We start from the raw sequence: 18,367 nt of genomic DNA, 5'->3' as shown, positions 1-18,367 counted from the left end.
TTCCAATGCGAAGTGGAGCACAGGCTGGATCGCCTGGCAAGATGTTTTAAGTTTATAATGTATACTGTTTAGGTTCGTTGTCCGGAGGGCAGAGGGTCACGCCATCCGTGCGGTCGCGCCGCGCGACGCGGGGAGAGCCAGCGATCCGCGCGGTTCGGTAAAAACGTACAGACGTTTTCGCGTGACACATCGAGGCTGGCGGATTTAACTAAAATACTTGCGATCTGCGCGCGCCGGCACGCCCACCCGATCCCCTCGCCGGTGCGCATTACTGGATCGCCCGCCGTATCGAAAGGTGCGGCGGGCTTTTCGTTTCGTTTGGCGGGAGGCGCTTATGCGAGACTTGCCCAGGGATATCGACGCAGACGTCGTGATCGAAATCAGCAAGCTGCTCGACGACCGGGCGAAGTCCGTGCCGGTGCCGGTGCACAAGCTGGCGGCGATGATCCGGCTGGGCGTGGAGACGCGTCTGACCAATCACTCCATCGAAGAGCTGATCGTGGAGATGGCCGCGACGCGAGGGCTTCCGATGCTGTTTGATTTGCCGGCGGCAAATGTCGACAATGTCGTGCCGTTCGCCTCGGCGCGCCGTCCCCGCTGAAATTTCGCTCGAGCCACCGATCTTCGCGTCGCCACCCGATTTCACTTGCCCTGACGCGCAGGCCGGGTGTCGCCTTTCTTTTCGGGGTCGTGGGTATGGTGGCTGTCGCGTTCGCCGCCGCCCCCGGAGACCTTGCTGTGGCTGCGCCGGTCGGAATCGGCCGGCGGCTTTTCGACGCTCAGCGGCTTCTTGGCGTTTTCGTGCGCCGCGCCGGGACCACCCTGGCGGATGCTGGCAGGAGTCTTCTTCGACGTGGACATGACCTAGCGATCCTGGACGTTGCCTTGATGGGTGGTGTTGACCTTCGTATTGCCTTGCTGGCCCTGCTTGTCGGGATCCGGCACGGTCGATTGGCCGTGCGGTGCTTGGTCGGCGGCTACCGGTTTTTTGTCACCGGCTCCTTTTGGGCTCAGATTCTCCGGTGGAACAGGGGGAGGTTTTGTGCTCATGGCGTTTCTCCTTCCGCCACCCAAACAAGCGGGTCGGGAGAAAAGTTCCAGATGGCCCGGTCCGAACGGCAATTGCTGCGAATAGCCGGGCCAGCAGGCCGTGGCTTGGGCCGGCGGAAGGCCTGCGCAATCCAGGATTATTTCTTGATGATGGTTCCGTTGTTCAGATCGAAGGCCTGGGCACCGAAAGCCTGTTTATAGAAATCCTCCTGCAGCTCGCCCCATTCGCCGAGATAGGCGCCGCAATTGCTGCAATAGATCGGCGTCGAATCCTTCGGGTCGTCGGGAATATCCATCAGGATCGTCCCGCACGCCTTGCAATCGAGCTTGTCATCCAAACGGCGGCTCATCGGCCGATAATTGCGCGTTTTCGGCCCCGCGCCAACTGTCGTTTTCGTACGCAGCCCCGATGGCACGTCTTCCAACTTGCAACGGACCCCAGGCTAGCGTTCCGCCGGATTTCCGAAGGTCGGATCTCGCCGCCTCGAATACGTCCCCACCCGCGGCAGCTCGTCTGGAAAGTCGACCCAGGGCAACCTCATGTCCCAGTATGCATGGGCCTGTGGCGGAAACCGTTCGGGGTGATCGAGAAAGCCGATTGCCAGATAGAGTTCGTCGGGCAACCCTTGGTCGACATAGCCGATCGATGTCCCGCAATCCGCGCAGAAGGACCGGAGCACGCCGGAGGTTTTCGAAAATGTCCTCGGCGTGCCGGTGAGCAACGTGAATTCGGAAGGCCGATAACCGACCCACACCGTCAGAGGGCTTCCTATCGCCTTGCGACAGTCGTCATCGTGATCGGAGCAAATCCAGAAAGGCTCGCCGCGCATCTCCGCCGTTATGGCGCCGCAAAAACAGGAGCCCGTTTCAGTTCGTGGCATTGGTTAACTTCATTGCTGGACCGGCCTTCATTGCTGGCCTGGCATTTCGGTATTTTCCTTGGGGTTCTTCTTGATGCCGGCGGCAGGCGAGGTATCGGCCGGAGCATTGCCACCCTGGTTCTGTTCAGGGGCTCTTTTGAGCGGCGAGGTTTGCCAGCCCATATCGCCGTACAAAAAGCCTATGAGAAAGCCGACGATGATGATGGCCGAAATCACCATCGCAATTAACGCGTTACGTCGCTCCATTTCGCGCGGCTCCTTTCTTCGAGCCGAACAAACGATGGCGGAAATGGTTCCGGAAGGCCTCGACCCGGAATCGGCGGCGGCAGGCTGGCACCTCGCTGCCCCACCGACAAGCCGCTGGATTGAAAAGGCGGGCCCGCTGGAACGACAGGAATTCAGCCGGCGCGCGCGAGTTCATCTACGGCATTCAAAATCGCACTTTGGCTCGCCGGCTTCTGCACGATCCTGCAAGCGCGGAACCCGGCTGGAATTTCGCGTTCGCCGTACCCGGAGAGGAAGGCGAACGGAACACCGCGCGTTTGCAACGCTTCCGCGATCGGATAGCTGGTTTCGTCGTTCAACTGGATATCCAACAACGCCGCGTCGATGCCGCCTTCGCCAACGAGCCGAAGTGCTGCCGTTACCGACGAAACCGGTCCAACCACCTGATGGCCGGCTTTGCGCAGGTAAGCCGCCGCGTCGTCGGCGATCAGCCATTCATCCTCGACGATCAGCACACGCACCTTTCCGGTCACGACGAGCCCTCGCGGGTCAGAGGGAATGCAATTTCCGCCTCCAAACCATTTGAGCGGAAAGTTGTTTCAATTTTTCCGCCCAGCCTGTAGCCGATTTCTCCGCGCAGAAGGGTAAGGCCGAAGCCGCTGTCGGTTGGCTCCTTGATGCGGGGGCCGCCCTTCTCGCGCCAGACGAGCTTGAAGGTTCCATCCACCACCGACCATTTCACAATTATCCGCCCGGCAGGCTTCGACAGTGCGCCATATTTAGCGGCATTGGTCGCCAGTTCATGGATTGCCATGCCGAACGAAAGCCCCTGTACAGGCTTGAGGCTTACCCGCTTGCCATCGAGCTCGAACCGTTCGGCCCCGAAGGGACCAAGCTCCTGGCGCAGCAGTTCCTCGACGGAGGCTTCCGTCCAGCTTTCGCGCGAGAGCAGACTGTAGGCTCGTGACATTGCATGCAGACGGCCGATCAAAGCTTCAGCGAACTCGTCTTTTGACGCCGAGTATTCCCGCGTCCGGTTGGTGATGCTGGCGACAACCGCCAGCATGTTCTTGACGCGATGGTTCAGCTCCGAGATGAGCACCTGCTGACGCTCTTCCGCCTGCGCCAGTGTCGTCACGTCGATCAGTGTCACGACCACGCCTTGGATGCTGCCGCCTTTGTCCCGGTAAGGGTTGATGCGGACCAGGTAGAACCGGCCCTTGTCGTCGCGCGCAAGGTGATGGTTCAGGGTCTCTCCCGTCTCGAACACCGCCTGGATGTGCCGCTTCAACTCGGGGTAGTCGAGTTGGCTCGAAAGATCGGTCAGCGGTCGGCCGACATCTGACGGACGCAAGTTGAAGAACGACGACGCGGCAGGAGTAAAGGTTCGCACCACAAGGTTGCGGTCGAGGAAGATGGTGGCGATTTCCGTGCTTTCGAACAAGTTTCTGAGATCGCTGTTGGCGCGATCGAGTTCCTCTATCTTGCCGGTCAGTTCCGCATTGATGGTGTTGAGCTCTTCGTTGAGCGACTGCATTTCCTCCTTCGAGGCCTCAAGCTCCTCATTCGTCGACTGTGCCTCTTCATTGACGGAGACGAGTTCCTCGTTCGAAGATTTTACTTCCTCCAGCGCGGTTTCGTACTCCTCGATGGTCGACTGCAGCCGCTCGCGCGTGTCGCGCAACTCCCGTTCGAGATCGGCCGCGTCGTCTGTGCCGCGGCTTTCGCGGGCCGGATCGGAGCGTATCTGGGCCTGCCCCACCGGATTGAACAGGACGAGGTAGAGGGGCTCGCCATTGCTGCGTTCCGTGTACGGCTCGACTGTCAGTGTAATGAACTGAAGCTGTCCGTCGTCTTCTTCGACCGCTATGTTCTCCCGCACGACCGTGCGGCGCGTCGTTGCTGCTTCCCGCAACGCGGCGCGCATCTCAAGTCTCAGCCCGCGGCGGGCCAAGGTCAGCAACTGCCGGCTCGGGGCACCTTGCGGCGCTTCCAGATATTTACCCGTCCGCCCCGAATAGTAGACGACGTCGCCATCGCCATTGACCAGCACGTGAGGCGGGGCGAACCGCTCCAGCACCTGAGCCTCGATTGCCTGGCGCAGCGAATGGCTCGCGCCATCGTTTTTTGAGCCACGGCGTCCCGCCGGCAGGGCAGCTGTGAAGCCATTGCCGATCAGGACCGGCGGTCGCGGCGTGGCATGTTCCCGCGCCTGGAATATCCGCTGCTGTTTATCGACCGTGGCGAACAGGTCGCCGTGCTGACCGACGCTTTCCGAGGTGCCGAGGAACAGATAACCGCCCGGCCTCAGCGCATAGTGGAAGATCGGGACGACGCGGTTCTGGATCTGCGGGCCGAAATAGATCAACAGGTTGCGGCACGAAATCATATCCATACGCGAGAACGGAGGATCGCGGATGACGCTGTGCGGGGAAAAAATGCAGAGTTCGCGCACCTCTTTGGCCAGCACATAGCTCTCGCCGTCGCTGTGGAAAAAGCGTTGCCTGCGCTGTGGCGATAGCCCGTGCAGCAGCGCTTCGGGATAACGCGCCGCACGCGCCACCGCGAGCGCCGGCTCGTCGATGTCGGTCGCGAATATCTGGACGCGCGGCGGCGCGGGAAGTTTCTCCATGCGCTCGCGCATCAGCATGCCGATCGAGAACACCTCCTCGCCGGTGGCGCAGCCGGGCACCCAGACACGCACCGCATCGGACGCGTTCCTGCCCTCGAAAATCTGCGGTATGATCTTGTCCTCCAGCAATTTGAACGCTTCGGCGTCCCGAAAAAAGCTGGTGACATTGATGAGCAGGTCGCGAAACAGCTTCGCCACCTCGTCGGGATCCCTCTTCAGCCGTTCTATGTAGGTGCTGATCGACTGTAGCTGCGTTATCTGCATGCGCCGCTTTACGCGACGCAGGAACGTCTTGGCCTTGTAGCCGGAAAAGTCGTGACCGGAATGGCTGCGCAGAATGGCGTAGATTTCATCGCGGGCTCGATCTATCTCGGCCTTGCGTTCGTCGTCCGCTTCGGTCAGGCCGTTCAGCACGTCGAAACCGCGGACAAACGCCTGAAGCTTTGCACCGATCTGCTCGGCGGGCGCCGCTATGTCGATCAGGCCGCTCGAAATCGCGCTCTGCGGCATATCTGGATTGCGGGGGCCGGAACCGTTGGAGGCCTGGGCAATGGTCAGCCCGCCATGCTCCTTAATTGCCCTGGCGCCGAGCGTGCCGTCCGAATCGCCACCCGACAAAATAATGCCGACGGCATACTCGCCCTGGTCCTCGGCCAATGCGCTGAAGAAGATATCGATCGGCTTGCGCTCGCGGTTGAGCGTGTTCGGCCGGCGCAGCGAAAGCGCGCCCTTACGGATGGTGAGGACAACGTTTTGCGGCATCACATAGACCTGGTCGGGTTGGACCGCTGCCCCCTCCTCGGCCACCAAGACCGGCATTTCGGTATAACGTCGGATGACCTCGTGCAGCAGGCTTTCCCGCTCCGGGCTGAGATGCGTGACGACGACGAACGCCATGCCGGTGTCGCCGGTCAGCCCTTTGAACAGGCCCTCCATCGCGGGAATGCCGCCGGCCGATGCGCCGACCCCGACTATGGGAAATCTTCCATTCTGGGATGCCACGCCAAGCCCCTGGTAACAGCCGCAAACACAAAGCCGTCAAATCGGGCCTTAGACCCAAATCGCGCCTCAGATTAAGACCGGGCCGAGCCTGAGGCCAGTAAATAGTCCACCAACGGAACAAAGTACCGCCGGTGGGCATTAACATTTGACTTTGGAGGCGGTTCCAATGGCAAAACGATCACCTGAAATAAAGCCGGCCAAGCGAATTCTGTTGCCCTCGCCGGATCTGACCAAGTTCCCGGTATCTGAAAACATTCCGCCTCGCCTGCTCGCGCTCGCGGAACGGTTGCAAGAGGTATTGGAGCGCCACTTTGCAGAAGTCCGCGCCGACAAGCGTAGATCCCGCAGAAAGAAGGAACAATGAGGTGCGCGACCTGCAAGGCCTGCATATCCTGATCGTCGAGGACGAATGGATGCTGGCGGGGGATCTTGCACGTTATTTCAGCAAGATGGGCGCCGTGGTGCTTGGCCCGGTAGCGACGGTGGAACAGGCATCGAAACATACGGACGAGGCCGAAGCCGCGATCCTGGACATCAATCTCAACGGACGACGGGTATTTCCGATCGCCGACGAACTGATGCGCCGTGGCGTGCCGTTCGTGTTTTTCAGCGGCGATGAAGACATCGTTATTCCCGAGCGGCTTCGGTATGCCAGCAGCCTCCGAAAATCCTCGGACGCCCAGGCTGTTTTCGACGCTCTCTTTCCAGCCGAGACGTCGGCATCGACAGGAGGTCGAGCGTCGGAGCCCTCGGACGACGTATTTTCGCTGCTGCCTAAGCTCAGGCTCGCGGCGCGCCTGCTGCTGGGAGATGTCGAGGCCTCCGACCGGCTGGTCGAGCGGACGCTCGAACAGGCTATCGGCGAAATCGACCGGAGACCATCCGGCTCCTCCACCGAGGACTGGCTCAACGGCATCATGCGAAACATCGTCAGGGCACGTGGAGCGAACCTGCTGCACTGACCGCGGCAGTTGTCGGCAATCAGACGAGGTCAGCCTTTCCGGTTGCGTTCGACGAATTTGTTGAAGCGGCTGGTTTTGCCGCCGCTGGTCTCTTCCTGGTAGAGGAAGGCCAGTTCGTTCTCGTCGAATATCCTGAAGAACTCGTCCCATTCGACAGGCTCGAACGTCTCTTCAGGCTCGCCGAAGTCGATGCGCAGTATGCCGCCCTCGCCCTTGGTGCGCACCACCGCCGGCCGGCCATCGCGATCCTCAGCCCAACGGCGGATTTCATCATGATCGGTGGTCGTCTTCGATTCAGACATTCCAATCTCCCTTCGATTCCACCGCACACCGCGAGATCCCGGTCTGCCTCGTACAACCAGCAGATGCATTGCTGCCGAGCATATGCGCGCGGTTGGTCGATTATGGCTCCTAACACCAAGCGCGCTTCGATGTTCCCGTGCCCAGCCCAAGGCGGTCGCTTCCGGAGCGCAGCGCTCGGGAACTTTGTTGAAGCAAGGGAACAAACCTTTCGCCCGGAAGTTTGGGGCGGCAAAGCCATTCGTATGAGGAGTTGTCGTGAAACGTATACTGGTCACGGGAGGCTGCGGTTTTATCGGCCGCCACGTCGCCCAGGAACTCGTTGAACATGGCTATGGGGTTTCAATTCTCGATGCGTTGCTGGACCAGGTGCATGGCGGCGAGGCAATCAGCCTGCCGCCAGGCGCCAAGCTGATCAAAGGCGACGTTCGCGATCGCGAGGCCATCGCAGAGGCGGTCGACGATGTCGACGCGATCATTCACCTGGCGGCCGAAGTCGGTGTCGGCCAGTCCATGTACGAGATCGCCCGCTATGTCGGCGCCAACGACCTCGGCACCGCCACGCTGCTGGAAGTGCTGATCAAACGCCCGATCGAACGGATCGTCGTTGCTTCGTCGATGAGCGTCTATGGCGAGGGTCTCTATGCCACGCCGGACGGCCGGCGCATCGACAATGCAAGACGGCAGCCGGACGATATCCGCAGCGGCCAATGGAATCCCCTGTCGCCGGAAGGCGAAGTCCTGTCGCCGCTGCCCACGGACGAGCAGAAACCGGTCGACCTCGCCTCGATCTACGCGCTGACAAAATACGCCCAGGAACGCGCCGTACTGATCTTCGGTGAAGCCTATGGCATCGACGCGGTGGCACTGCGCCTGTTCAATGTCTTCGGCGCCGGACAGGCGCTCTCGAACCCGTATACCGGCGTCCTGGCGAACTTCGCCTCGCGCATCGCCAATGGCCAGCGACCGCTGATTTTCGAGGACGGCGAACAGCAGCGCGATTTCGTGCACGTGCGCGACGTTGCCCGCGCCTTCCGGCTGGCGCTGGAACAGCCCCAGGCGCGCAGCCACGTCATCAACATCGGCAGCGGGCGGGCCTACGCAGTCAGCGACGTCGCCCGGCTGCTCGCCGAAGCAATGGGCGTGCCTGGCCGCCAGCCGGAAATCCTCGGCAAGGCACGCTCCGGCGATATCCGCAATTGCTTTGCCGACATATCGAAGGCGCGCGAACTGCTCGGCTTCCAGCCGCAATACCGGCTGGAGCATTCGCTCGGCGATTTCGTCGCATGGGTGCGCAACACCGTCGCCATCGATCGCAGCGCCGAGATGAAGCGGGAACTCGAAGCGCGAGGGCTGGTATCATGAGACCGGATTCACCCGATTTTCGCGAAGCGCCCGTCGCCGTTATCGGCGGCAGCGGCTTCATCGGCTCCAACCTCGCCGACAGCCTGTTGTCGGATGGCGAACCGGTGCTGGTCATCGATAATCTGAGCCGTCCCGGCGTCGAGCAGAACCTCGAATGGCTGACGCAAAAGCACGGCAGCCGTCTCACCATTGAAATCGTCGACATCCGCGAGGCCGAGGCGCTGATGCCGCTGGTGGCTGGTTCGAAGGCGGTTTTCCACTTTGCCGCGCAGACCGCCGTCACCACGAGCCTGGTTCGGCCGGACGAGGATTTCGACATCAACCTGCGCGGAACGTTCAACGTCCTGGAAGCCGCTCGCCGCAGCGGCAAACGCATCCCCGTCGTTTTCGCCAGCACCAACAAGGTCTATGGGCGGCTCACTGACATTGCGATGTGCGAAGACGACGGCAAATATGCGCCTTGCGACGCCAGCATCCAGGCGCACGGCATTGACGAGACGCGCGGCCTTGATTTCTGCACGCCCTATGGCTGCTCCAAGGGCGCGGCGGACCAGTATGTCCTCGACTACGCCAAGTCATACGATCTTCCGACGGCGGTGCTGCGCATGAGCTGTATCTATGGACCGCGCCAGTTCGGGACGGAGGATCAGGGCTGGGTCGCCCATTTCCTGCTTAGCGCGTTTTCCGACCGGCCGATCACCATCTATGGCGACGGCAAGCAGGTGCGCGACATCCTGCATGTTGCCGACGCGGTCGCGGCCTACCGCGCGGTGCTCGACCGGATCGAGGAAATCAAGGGCCAGGCATTCAATCTCGGCGGCGGACCGGAAAACGCCGTCAGCCTGCGCATGCTGCTGAAGGAGATTTGCGACATAACGAAACGGGACGTTTCGATCCGTTACGACCGCGAACGCACCGGCGACCAACCGTTCTTCGTCGCCGACACACGCGCGATCGAGGCGGCGCTGGGATGGAAAGCGCATGTCCCGTGGCGAAACGGCATCCGCGACCTCGCCGACTGGCTGCAGCGTCATCGCGCCGACCCGCATCCCGAACCGGCGAGGTACGTGGCATGAAGGTCGCTCTGGTCAATCCGTCCTGGACCTACCAGGACAGCATCTATTTCGGCTGCCGCCAGCCGCATCTGCCGCTCGAACTCGGCTATTCGAAAGCCTTGCTCGAAGCCGCCGGCCACGAGGTGCTGATGCTGGACGGGCAGATCCAGAAGCTCGACAATGCCGCACTTGCCGATCGCGTCGCCGCTTTCGAGCCTGATATGACCGTCGTCAGCACCGCGCCGACCTACCTGTTCTGGCGCTGCGCACCGCCCGAGTTGCGCGTGCCAGCTGAGTTCCTCAACCATCTTGCCGGGCGCGGCGGCCGCACCGTCGCCGTCGGGCCGCATGGCTCGGCGACGCCGGCGCCGACTTTGCGCAAGCTTGGCGTCGACATTGTCGTGCGCGGCGAATGCGAGGAAGTGGTCGCGGAACTCGCCCGGCGCAACGACCGGAATGCTGTGCCGTCCACCGCCCATTTTGAGGATGGAGAACTGGTTTCGAACGGCGGCGTGCATGCGAGCTCGTTCATCGATCACCCAGCGCTCGAATGGCCATCGGACTGGATTGCCGCCCATTCGCACCACCATCACCGCTTCGACGACAACCAGGTCGGCTTTGGCGCCGAGGTCGAGGCGTCGCGCGGCTGCCCGTATAATTGCAGCTTCTGCGCCAAGATCGATTTCCGCGACGCCTATCGCCGTCGGAACCACGAAGCGGTGATCGCCGAGATCGACCGGCTGATCGCGCAGGGCGTCGGCTACATCTACTTCATCGACGAGATATTCCTGCCGCAAAAGGCATTGCTGGAAGCGCTGGTCGATCGCGATGTGAAGTTCGGCGTGCAGACGCGCATCGATCTCTGGAAACCGGAACTGCTGAAACTGCTCGGCGCCGCCGGCTGCGTCTCGATCGAGGCGGGGCTCGAAAGCCTGACGGTGGAAGGCCGCGCCATGCTGGCAAAACGCTGCCGGCTGGGCACCGAGGAACTGGCCGCGTTGCTGGTCGACGCAAGGCGCCATGTGCCGTTCGTTCAGGCCAATCTCATCGGCGTGGTCGAAGACGATCCCGCGCTGGTCGACTATTGGCGAAAGCACCTGATCGCCAACGGCGTTTGGGCCAACGAACCGGTGCCGCTTTATCCTTATCCGAGTTCGCCCAGCTACCGCGAACTTTGGGGCGAGCCGGACGATCTCGCCTGGGAGCGCGCGCATGAACATTACCTCGCATCCTTCCGGACGTTCAGCGACATCCAGGAGAAGCGTCCGCGTCCGCTGGCTGAATTGGAGGCCACATGTTGCGGACACTGAGCCCGCCGCGTCGCATCCTGATGACTGTCGATGCCGTCGGCGGCGTCTGGCGCTATGCGCTCGATCTGGCCAGGCAACTGGTCGCCGGCGGCGACAGCGTCGTGCTTGCCGGGCTTGGTCCGGAACCGTCCAGGCAGCAGGCCGAGGAGGCCCAGTCATTCGCGGCGCTGACCTGGCTCAACACGCCGCCCGACTGGATGACCCGCGACGAGCACGACCTCGACACATTGCAGCAGGAGCTGCTCCCGCTCATCCGTGACTACGCCATCGAAATCGTCCATCTCAACGCGCCGACGCAGGCTGCGGGGCTCGACGTGCCCTGCCCGGTCGTGGCGGTGTCGCATTCCTGCGTGGTGACATGGTTCCACGCCGTCAAGGGACAGGCGGCGGACGGCGAATGGGCCTGGCAGAAGGACCGCAACCGGCGCGGTTTCGACAAAGCAGGCATGGTCGTTGCACCCAGCCGCAGCCATGCCGACATGCTTGAAACCTGCTACGGGCCGATCGCCCGCCTAAGCGTCGTCGGCAACGGTGCACAGCCCGGGCCGAAGAGCGAAAGGCGGGAATCGGTCGTTTTCGCCGCCGCGCGCTGGTGGGACGAAGGAAAGAATGCGGCGATGCTGGACCGGGCCGCCTCCCTGACGCAATGGCCGATCTTCGTCGCCGGCTCGCTGCAAGGCCCGGACGGCCAGCATGTTGGCTTCAGCCACGCCGTTCCCGTCGGGCCGGTACCGCATGAGGAAGTGCGCTTGCTGATGGCGCGGGCCGGCATTTTCGTATCGCCGTCGCTCTACGAACCGTTCGGCCTGGCCACGCTGGAAGCCGCGATGTCGAAGACGCCTTTGGTGCTCGCCGATATTTCGACCTATCGCGAACTGTGGGACGGCGCGGCCATGTTTTACGACGCGCGCGATCCGGGCGATCTCGCCAGATGCATCAGCAGCCTTTGCAGCGACGCGCAGCGCCGGCGAGAACTCGGTGAGGCAGCGGCCCGCCGAAGCCGCAGATTTTCATTGGCAAGACAGGCGACCGCCATGCGCGGCGTCTACGACAAGGCGGCCCTGGCCACCATGGCGGATAGTTGATTATGCGGTTTTTGTTCTACACCCATTCGATCGTTTCCGACTGGAACCACGGCAACGCACATTTCCTGCGCGGCATCATGCGTGAGCTGGTCGTGCGCGGGCACCAGGCTATCGCGCTGGAGCCCGCCGACGGCTGGAGCCGGTCGAACCTGCTGGCCGAGAAAGGATCCTTCGCGATCGAACGATTCCGGAAGGACTTTCCCGAGTTGATGCCGGTCACCTATGACGCCGCCTTCGACCACGAAGCCTGGATCTCCGATGCCGATGTGGTGATCGTGCATGAGTGGACCGAGCCGGATCTTGTCGCGCGGCTGGGCAGGGCGAAAGCGAATGGCGGGCGTTTCACGCTGCTGTTCCACGACACGCACCATCGCGCCATATCGGCCACGCAAGCGATCTCCTCCTTGCGGCTTGAACATTATGACGGCGTGCTCGCCTTCGGCGAGGCGCTGCGGGAAAGCTATCTCCGCGCCGGATGGGGCAAGCGGGTCTTCACCTGGCACGAGGCTGCCGATGACCACCTGTTCCAGCCGCATCCTGAAATCGAGCGTAGTTCCGACCTTATCTGGATCGGCAATTGGGGCGACGACGAGCGCAGCGCTGAAATCAGGGAGTTCCTGGTCGGCCCGGTACGTGAGCTCGGCCTGAGCGGAACCGTCCACGGCGTTCGCTATCCGCGGGAGGCGCTCGCCGACCTTGCGGCCGCCGGCCTGCGCTACGAAGGCTGGATCGCCAATGCCGACGTGCCGAAGGCATTCGCGGCGAGCCGCATCACGGTTCACATCCCGCGGCGTCCATACCGCGAAAGCCTGCCCGGCATCCCGACCATCCGCATGTTCGAGGCGCTCGCCTGCGGCATTCCGCTCGTTTCGGCGCCTTGGTCCGATGTCGAACGCTTGTTCAGGCCCGGCACCGATTTCCTGTTTGCAAATGATGGCTTCGAGATGCGGCGTCATCTTCGCGCCGTGCTGCACGATGCGGATCTCGCCGCTTCTCTGGCGACGTCGGGCCTCGAGACCATCCGCCTGCGGCACACATGCCGGCACCGGGCGGATGAATTGTTCGGCGTGCTCGCCGAATGCGGGCACCGCCGAGCCGCCGACACGATCCTTGCAAAGGAGGCCGCCGAATGAAGATCGCATTCTACGGATCGAGCCTGCTGTCGTCCTATTGGAACGGCGCGGCAACCTATTACCGCGGATTGCTCAAGGCCCTGGCAAGGCTCGGCTATGACATCACCTTCTACGAGCCGGACGTCTACGATCGCCAGAAAAACCGCGACATGGAGGCGCCGGACTGGTGTGCCGTGGTCGTCTACGAGGCCACCCCGCATGCCATGATGCAGGTGGCCGCGCGGGCGGCGGAGGCGGATATCGTCGTCAAGGCGAGTGGCGTCGGTTTCGCCGACGACGCGCTGTTGCGGGCGGTGCTCGATCACGCCCGTGCCGATGCGCTGACCGTATTCTGGGATGTCGATGCGCCGGCGACGCTCGGCCAGTTGCGCGATGAACCCGACCATCCGCTGCATCGCGCGTTGCAGGAAATCGACCTCGTGCTGACCTATGGCGGCGGCGACCCGGTGGTCTGGGCCTATCGGGCCATGGGGGCGGCCGAATGCGTGCCGATCTACAATGCGCTCGATCCGGAAACGCATCATCCGGTCGGCAAGGATATGCGTTTTGCCTGCGATCTCGCCTTCCTCGGCAACCGGCTGCCGGACCGCGAGGCGCGCGTCGAGGCCTTCTTCCTCGACCCGGCCGGCCGCTCGGCCGATCAGCGCTTCCTGCTCGGCGGATCTGGCTGGGGCGACAAGCAGATGCCCGCCAATGTCCGATGGCTCGGCCATGTCGGCACGCGTGACCACAATGCACTGAACGTCACGGCCAAGGCGGTGCTCAACATCAGCCGCGACAGCATGGCGGCCAATGGCTTCTCACCGGCGACGCGCGTGTTCGAGGCAGCCGGCGCCGGCGCATGCCTCATCACCGACGCCTGGCTCGGTGTGGACCTGTTCCTGAAACCCGGCGAGGAAATCCTGGTCGCGCGCGATGGCGAGGATGTCGCCGAGATCATGCAAAGCCTTAGCGCCGAACGGGCCAAGGCGATCGGGGCATCCGCGCTTCGGCGGGTACTTGGCGAACATACCTATACGACACGGGCCGTTTTGGCCGACGCCATTTTCAGGCGCCATTTCGAGCGTCCGACCGTGGAGGCGGCCGAATGACGAAGCCGCTCGACATCGTCTTTCTTGGGCTGTCGCTCTCCTCGTCCTGGGGAAACGGCCACGCCACCACCTTTCGGGGGCTGCTTAAAGGTCTCCACGAACTCGGTCACCGCGTCACCTTTCTCGAACGCGACGTGCCGTGGTACGCAAGTCACCGGGATCTGCGCGACCCCGATTTCTGCGCCTTGCGCTACTATGAAACGACCGATGATCTTCGCCGCAATTTTGCGCGCTGCCTGCGCGATGCCGATATCGTGGTCGTCGGCTCATTCGTCCCCGAAGGTCCTGAAATCATCGACGTCGTGGCATCGCTGTGCACAGGTCAGTTCTGCTTCTACGACATCGACACGCCGGTCACGCTGGCAAAGCTTTCAACCGATGATTGCGAGTATATTGCCAGACGGCAGGTCCCGTATTTCGATGTCTACTTCTCCTTCACCGGCGGGCCGACGCTTGTCCGTCTGACGGCGGAGTTCGGCGCGAGGCGGGCCGAGCCGCTCTACTGTTCGGTCGACCCGGAACGGCATCACGGAACCGGTGACCCAATCCGCTGGGATCTCGGCTATCTCGGCACGTACAGCCCCGACCGCCAGGCGACGCTGGAGGCCCTGCTGTTCGAACCGGCGCGTCGCATGCCTGAGCGTCGCTTCGTCGTTGCCGGCTCGCAATATCCGCGCGAAATCGCCTGGCCGGACAATGTCGATCGCATCGAACACCTGCCGCCGGCAGACCATGCCGCCTTTTACAGCCGCCAACGCTACACGTTGAACGTCACGCGCAGTTCCATGATCGCGGCCGGATGGTCGCCCAGCGTGCGACTCTTCGAGGCAGCCGCCTGCGGCACGGCGATCATCAGCGATTGCTGGGCCGGACTGGACAGCTTGTTTCCAGGGCGGACGATCCACACGGCGCGCAGAACCGAGGACGTAATCGGTATCCTGTCTGGAGAATCCGACGGCGCCCGGCTTGCCATGGCCAAGCAGGCGCGCGTGCTCATCCTGGCAGCTCACACAAGCATCGCAAGAGCCCGCGAATTCGTTGCGCTGCTGGCGCAAGCCAAATCGCCACGTTCTGTTCTCGATCTGGACGTCGAGAGCGCAGCATGACCCGCAGACGGGAGAAGATAGAGATGCAGCTATCAAGAAAGGCGCAACGGACCAAGACCGTGCTTGTCGCCGGCGGCGCCGGCTTCCTCGGTTCGCATCTTTGCGAGACAATGCTCCAGGCCGGCTGGCGCGTGATCTGCGTCGACAATTTCCTTACCGGCCGCATGGAGAACATAGCATCGATCGCCGATCGTCCGGATTTTCGGCTGATCAAGCAAGACATTTGCCGGCCGTTGGAGCTTGGCGAACCGGTGGATCGCATCTTCAACATGGCATGCGCGGCCTCGCCGCCGCGTTACCAGGCCGACCCGGTCCACACGACGCGGACTTGTGTCATCGGGACGCTCAATCTGCTGGAGCTCGCCGCCCGTGATGGCGCCCGCTTCCTGCAGGCGTCCACCAGCGAAATTTATGGCGATCCCGAACAGCATCCGCAGAAGGAAGACTATGTCGGCCACGTGAACTGCATCGGCCCCCGCGCCTGCTATGACGAAGGCAAGCGCACCGCCGAAACCTTATGCTTCGATTATCTGAGAATGGGAAAAGCCGATATCCGTGTCGCGCGCATCTTCAACACCTACGGCCCCAGGATGGACCCTGCGGACGGACGGATCGTTTCCAATCTGATCATGCAGGCACTCGAGAGACGGCCGCTGACCATATTCGGCGACGGGCTGCAGACCAGGTCGTTCTGCTACGTTTCCGATCTGGTCGACGGCTTGATCCGGTTGATGGAGGTCGATCCCAATCCACGCCAGCCGGTCAATCTGGGCAATCCGGGGGAGTTCACCATCCTGCAACTGGCGAGCCTGGTGAGAAGCATGACCGCAACCAAATCGGGCCTGAAATTCCTGCCGCTGCCGCAAGACGATCCTCGTCGTCGGCAACCCGACATTTCCCGCGCAAAGAAGCTTCTCGGTTGGTCGCCAAAAGTGCCGCTCAGGCAAGGTTTGATGCGCACGATCGGCTATTTTGCCGAGCTTGAGACGGCGCAGATGATCGACAGAAGACGTCGAATTGCCGCCACCGTGCGTTCTGCCTCAGGCCGGCTGCAAAACCTGCCCGCCTGAGGCGGGGAGCGTCTGGCCGCTGCACGATCGCGCGGTCGTTTCGGATTTCGTCACTTTTTCTCGTCGCGGGAACAACCCGTCCAGCTTCTGGTTCTGCCAAGGTACCGGCATGGAGACGATTGTGCATCCGAAGCGATCCGCCAAAGACATCGAGCAAATGGCCGCAAAGGAGACGGCTGCCTTCCTGCGGCGCGCCTCCATCACCTATCTGGAATGTTGCGTGAGCCTGATGATGACGCATCTTCAGCGCGAGGAGGTAGTCGCCATCCCGAAAAGGAAGCGGATATGCTTCGCCGGCTGGACTGATCCTGGTCGAAGGGCCGCAGTTCCCCTTGGTTCTCCAGGAAACGAAGCAACATCGAGGTATAACGTCTTGCCGCGGCCGCCAGCCGGATCTGTTCCCGATCATCGCCAGATCGTGCAGCCATGCTCCACAAGCCAAGCTGGAACGCAAGATAGCAGGGCTCATAGTATTGGACCAGATTGGCATCGACGGGACGTGAGGCTCTCACTTCCACAGCCTTGCAAAGCGCCCCAGTCGCCGGGTCGGAGAGGCTGTACTCGACACGGGCGCCGGCAATGTCCCAGGCGATGTCCTGGCAGCCGATCAGATCGTGCGATCGGCAATGATCGAGGGCGTCCGTCTTGACCAGCGTTCCACTGCGCGAAAGGATGAACTCCCACGGATGAAGCCGCCCGTCGATCTCGACCCGCTGCATGGTCTTGGGTGGAGCCTGTTTCGAGAACCAGGTCTGCAGCTCCGCCGCGCGGCGTTCGCCCAGCGCTTCACTTGTATTCCGCACGGCCATGTCGGCAAGCGCCTCCAGCGAGGCGCCTGGCTCCGAGGCGGGCAGATTGGCTGCGCGCCAGGCGAGATAGCGCGCCAGGTGAGCGACCAATTTTTCTTTCGAAAGCGTTGCCCGGTCCAGCGTTGTGCCGTCGATCCAGCGTTCGACCAGAAAGCCATGGCACAGCCCGGCGACTTCCGGGCCAAAGCCTGCGTCGTGCAGCCTCCTGGCGGTCTCGGCCTTGTGCATTCCGATTTCACCGAGGCCGACGAATTTGACCGACCATTTTTCCCGGCCGGCGGAAGCGAGGAACTTCCGCCGCTCGAGGCCGCGATGAACGGGCGGCCACTGATCCTGCGAGCCATAATGCAAGCGACGCCACTCTCCGGCGGATATTTCCATCAGGCTGACCGCTGTGCGGCCGATCATTCTAGCCACCCAATCCCGCAGCGCCGGCAGAGCGGATCCAGCGGGGAAAGTCCGTTCGAAATCCGCGGTGTGTTTTTGGCACACCGTCCATGCCTCACGGATGTCCGCCGACGTCTCGGGGCCCGGGCCACCCAAATGACTTGGGAACAGATGGATGCGCCTGGCATCGATGCCCAGCGCTTGTAGCCATGCGACGACGGCATGGAACGAGCTGCCGGACAGACCCGGGCCCTCATCGACGATGGCAAAGCGGGCCGACGGCTTCGCCATCCAGCCCCTGATCAGCTCCGGATCGGCGGCAAGCCGCCTGCGAAACGGGTGGCCGGTCGGACGGACGCTGACGGGTGCTGGCGCGCCGATGGCTGCAGCCACCATCGCTGCAAGCCCAAGGCCGATGCTGCGGATGCCGATTACGCATGTGTTCGCATCGAGACCCGACTGCCGCGCGGCGACGAAATAGCTCTCCGGATAAAGCGCGTAGTGAGCGTAGCCCTCAGCCGCGCCGGTCAGAATGTCGCCATCGCATTCGAGTTCGGCCAACATTCGCGGCACTTCGGCATCGACCGGGCCGTCGACGGCGAATCCGGCTCTCCACGATCTGCCCACGTCCCGGGCCAAGCCGACCAGGAGATTTGCGCCAGCGATCCGTTGTGGGGAATTCCTGTCCATGCCCTTGGCCGCGAATTCCGCATCGGCAAGGCCCTGGACCAATTCCGAAACCTTGATGAACAGGCCGACCAGCGCTGCGTGCCGTCCGATCCCGCTTGGCATGTCCGCGATGTGCCCGGCCGCGTCTCGAGCCGAGGCGCGAACATATCGCGCGCTCTCAGGTTGCTTGTGGTCGCCATAGACGATCATTGTCTCGTCCCGGTTGGCCTCACCC

Annotated in this window: 20 protein-coding genes; 11 read left to right on the top strand and 9 right to left on the bottom strand. The window is 62.5% G+C overall.

The genetic code is table 11. The features are described 5' to 3' along the window. The first annotated feature begins 334 nt into the window (after positions 1–334). Positions 335–601: a hypothetical protein gene (locus tag NKJ17_RS12725; protein ID WP_352505406.1), complete on the top strand. Its 267-nt coding sequence runs from the start codon at positions 335–337 to the stop codon at positions 599–601. Positions 602–642: 41 nt separating this feature from the next. On the opposite strand, the gene NKJ17_RS12720 is transcribed toward NKJ17_RS12725, so the two are convergent. From NKJ17_RS12720 to NKJ17_RS12690, 7 genes are all read right to left on the bottom strand, one after another. Continuing rightward, complete coding sequence (locus tag NKJ17_RS12720; protein WP_352645263.1) at positions 643–861, bottom strand: hypothetical protein; 219 nt, start codon at positions 859–861, stop codon at positions 643–645. A 3-nt stretch (positions 862–864) separates the two neighbouring features. Beyond that, on the bottom strand, positions 865–1,050 hold the full coding sequence (locus NKJ17_RS12715; RefSeq protein WP_254818788.1) for a hypothetical protein: 186 nt from the start codon (positions 1,048–1,050) through the stop codon (positions 865–867). Positions 1,051–1,187: 137 nt separating this feature from the next. After that, positions 1,188–1,388: a hypothetical protein gene (locus NKJ17_RS12710; protein ID WP_352645260.1), complete on the bottom strand. Its 201-nt coding sequence runs from the start codon at positions 1,386–1,388 to the stop codon at positions 1,188–1,190. Positions 1,389–1,493: 105 nt separating this feature from the next. Beyond that, entirely contained in the window at positions 1,494–1,931 is a 438-nt protein-coding gene (locus tag NKJ17_RS12705; protein ID WP_352505410.1) for a GFA family protein, read from the bottom strand. A 27-nt stretch (positions 1,932–1,958) separates the two neighbouring features. Continuing rightward, positions 1,959–2,177 carry a hypothetical protein gene (locus NKJ17_RS12700; protein ID WP_254818791.1) on the bottom strand — a complete coding sequence of 73 codons (219 nt, stop codon included), beginning with the start codon at positions 2,175–2,177 and terminating at the stop codon, positions 1,959–1,961. Positions 2,178–2,329: 152 nt separating this feature from the next. Next, entirely contained in the window at positions 2,330–2,671 is a 342-nt protein-coding gene (locus NKJ17_RS12695; protein ID WP_352505411.1) for a response regulator, read from the bottom strand. Between the two features lie 14 nt (positions 2,672–2,685). After that, positions 2,686–5,790 (bottom strand): CheR family methyltransferase, encoded by a 3,105-nt coding sequence (locus tag NKJ17_RS12690; protein WP_352688594.1) that lies wholly within the window; start codon positions 5,788–5,790, stop codon positions 2,686–2,688. 166 nt (positions 5,791–5,956) lie between these two features. On the opposite strand from NKJ17_RS12690, the gene NKJ17_RS12685 reads away from it, so the two are divergent. Together NKJ17_RS12685 and NKJ17_RS12680 are read left to right on the top strand one after the other, a co-directional pair. Next, the gene (locus NKJ17_RS12685) at positions 5,957–6,154 is read left to right on the top strand and encodes a hypothetical protein (protein WP_352645256.1); all 198 of its coding nucleotides are present in this window, start codon (positions 5,957–5,959) and stop codon (positions 6,152–6,154) included. Position 6,155: 1 nt separating this feature from the next. Further along, the gene (locus tag NKJ17_RS12680) at positions 6,156–6,752 is read left to right on the top strand and encodes a response regulator (protein WP_352505414.1); all 597 of its coding nucleotides are present in this window, start codon (positions 6,156–6,158) and stop codon (positions 6,750–6,752) included. A 29-nt stretch (positions 6,753–6,781) separates the two neighbouring features. Here the strand turns inward: NKJ17_RS12680 and NKJ17_RS12675 are convergent, their stop codons facing one another. Next, positions 6,782–7,054, bottom strand: a complete 273-nt coding sequence (locus NKJ17_RS12675; RefSeq protein WP_352505415.1) for a hypothetical protein — start codon at positions 7,052–7,054, stop codon at positions 6,782–6,784. Between the two features lie 256 nt (positions 7,055–7,310). Here NKJ17_RS12675 and NKJ17_RS12670 point away from each other — a divergent pair, with 256 nt between their 5' ends. From NKJ17_RS12670 to NKJ17_RS12635, 8 genes are read left to right on the top strand one after another with little or no spacing between them, the layout of a single operon-like run. Beyond that, the gene (locus NKJ17_RS12670) at positions 7,311–8,417 is read left to right on the top strand and encodes an NAD-dependent epimerase/dehydratase family protein (protein ID WP_352645253.1); all 1,107 of its coding nucleotides are present in this window, start codon (positions 7,311–7,313) and stop codon (positions 8,415–8,417) included. Further along, on the top strand, positions 8,414–9,493 hold the full coding sequence (locus NKJ17_RS12665; RefSeq protein ID WP_352688592.1) for an NAD-dependent epimerase/dehydratase family protein: 1,080 nt from the start codon (positions 8,414–8,416) through the stop codon (positions 9,491–9,493). Before NKJ17_RS12670 ends, NKJ17_RS12665 begins: the two co-directional genes overlap by 4 nt. Then, a complete protein-coding gene (locus NKJ17_RS12660) occupies positions 9,490–10,782 on the top strand; it encodes a TIGR04295 family B12-binding domain-containing radical SAM protein (protein WP_352688590.1) in 1,293 nt (430 codons plus the stop codon). The genes NKJ17_RS12665 and NKJ17_RS12660 overlap by 4 nt, the downstream gene beginning before the upstream one ends. After that, positions 10,767–11,867, top strand: coding sequence for a glycosyltransferase family 4 protein (locus NKJ17_RS12655; RefSeq protein WP_352688588.1), 1,101 nt, complete (start codon positions 10,767–10,769; stop codon positions 11,865–11,867). Before NKJ17_RS12660 ends, NKJ17_RS12655 begins: the two co-directional genes overlap by 16 nt. A gap of 2 nt (positions 11,868–11,869) precedes the next feature. After that, entirely contained in the window at positions 11,870–13,000 is a 1,131-nt protein-coding gene (locus NKJ17_RS12650; protein ID WP_352505420.1) for a CgeB family protein, read from the top strand. After that, on the top strand, positions 12,997–14,091 hold the full coding sequence (locus tag NKJ17_RS12645) for a CgeB family protein (protein WP_352688586.1): 1,095 nt from the start codon (positions 12,997–12,999) through the stop codon (positions 14,089–14,091). The genes NKJ17_RS12650 and NKJ17_RS12645 overlap by 4 nt, the downstream gene beginning before the upstream one ends. Continuing rightward, positions 14,088–15,197 carry a CgeB family protein gene (locus NKJ17_RS12640; protein WP_352505422.1) on the top strand — a complete coding sequence of 370 codons (1,110 nt, stop codon included), beginning with the start codon at positions 14,088–14,090 and terminating at the stop codon, positions 15,195–15,197. Before NKJ17_RS12645 ends, NKJ17_RS12640 begins: the two co-directional genes overlap by 4 nt. 23 nt (positions 15,198–15,220) lie before the next feature. Further along, a complete protein-coding gene (locus NKJ17_RS12635; protein ID WP_352505423.1) occupies positions 15,221–16,267 on the top strand; it encodes a UDP-glucuronic acid decarboxylase family protein in 1,047 nt (348 codons plus the stop codon). A 200-nt stretch (positions 16,268–16,467) separates the two neighbouring features. Here NKJ17_RS12635 and NKJ17_RS12630 read toward each other — a convergent pair whose 3' ends face one another. Beyond that, on the bottom strand, positions 16,468–18,342 hold the full coding sequence (locus NKJ17_RS12630; protein ID WP_352688584.1) for a hypothetical protein: 1,875 nt from the start codon (positions 18,340–18,342) through the stop codon (positions 16,468–16,470). Positions 18,343–18,367 lie beyond the last annotated feature (25 nt).

This window comes from Mesorhizobium sp. M0208, assembly GCF_040322015.1.
In the GTDB taxonomy this organism is placed as follows: domain Bacteria; phylum Pseudomonadota; class Alphaproteobacteria; order Rhizobiales; family Rhizobiaceae; genus Mesorhizobium.
This window is presented reverse-complemented; position numbering and strand designations above follow the sequence as displayed.

What these genes read in the sequence shown, in the direction of transcription:
- NKJ17_RS12725 (WP_352505406.1), top strand. Translation starts at nt 335, where the DNA reads ATGCGAGACTTGCCCAGGGATATCGACGCAGACGTCGTGATCGAAATC.
- NKJ17_RS12720 (WP_352645263.1), bottom strand. Translation starts at nt 861, where the DNA reads ATGTCCACGTCGAAGAAGACTCCTGCCAGCATCCGCCAGGGTGGTCCC.
- NKJ17_RS12715 (WP_254818788.1), bottom strand. Translation starts at nt 1,050, where the DNA reads ATGAGCACAAAACCTCCCCCTGTTCCACCGGAGAATCTGAGCCCAAAA.
- NKJ17_RS12705 (WP_352505410.1), bottom strand. Translation starts at nt 1,931, where the DNA reads ATGCCACGAACTGAAACGGGCTCCTGTTTTTGCGGCGCCATAACGGCG.
- NKJ17_RS12700 (WP_254818791.1), bottom strand. Translation starts at nt 2,177, where the DNA reads ATGGAGCGACGTAACGCGTTAATTGCGATGGTGATTTCGGCCATCATC.
- NKJ17_RS12685 (WP_352645256.1), top strand. Translation starts at nt 5,957, where the DNA reads ATGGCAAAACGATCACCTGAAATAAAGCCGGCCAAGCGAATTCTGTTG.
- NKJ17_RS12675 (WP_352505415.1), bottom strand. Translation starts at nt 7,054, where the DNA reads ATGTCTGAATCGAAGACGACCACCGATCATGATGAAATCCGCCGTTGG.
- NKJ17_RS12665 (WP_352688592.1), top strand. Translation starts at nt 8,414, where the DNA reads ATGAGACCGGATTCACCCGATTTTCGCGAAGCGCCCGTCGCCGTTATC.
- NKJ17_RS12660 (WP_352688590.1), top strand. Translation starts at nt 9,490, where the DNA reads ATGAAGGTCGCTCTGGTCAATCCGTCCTGGACCTACCAGGACAGCATC.
- NKJ17_RS12655 (WP_352688588.1), top strand. Translation starts at nt 10,767, where the DNA reads ATGTTGCGGACACTGAGCCCGCCGCGTCGCATCCTGATGACTGTCGAT.
- NKJ17_RS12650 (WP_352505420.1), top strand. Translation starts at nt 11,870, where the DNA reads ATGCGGTTTTTGTTCTACACCCATTCGATCGTTTCCGACTGGAACCAC.
- NKJ17_RS12645 (WP_352688586.1), top strand. Translation starts at nt 12,997, where the DNA reads ATGAAGATCGCATTCTACGGATCGAGCCTGCTGTCGTCCTATTGGAAC.
- NKJ17_RS12640 (WP_352505422.1), top strand. Translation starts at nt 14,088, where the DNA reads ATGACGAAGCCGCTCGACATCGTCTTTCTTGGGCTGTCGCTCTCCTCG.
- NKJ17_RS12635 (WP_352505423.1), top strand. Translation starts at nt 15,221, where the DNA reads ATGCAGCTATCAAGAAAGGCGCAACGGACCAAGACCGTGCTTGTCGCC.
- NKJ17_RS12630 (WP_352688584.1), bottom strand. Translation starts at nt 18,342, where the DNA reads ATGATCGTCTATGGCGACCACAAGCAACCTGAGAGCGCGCGATATGTT.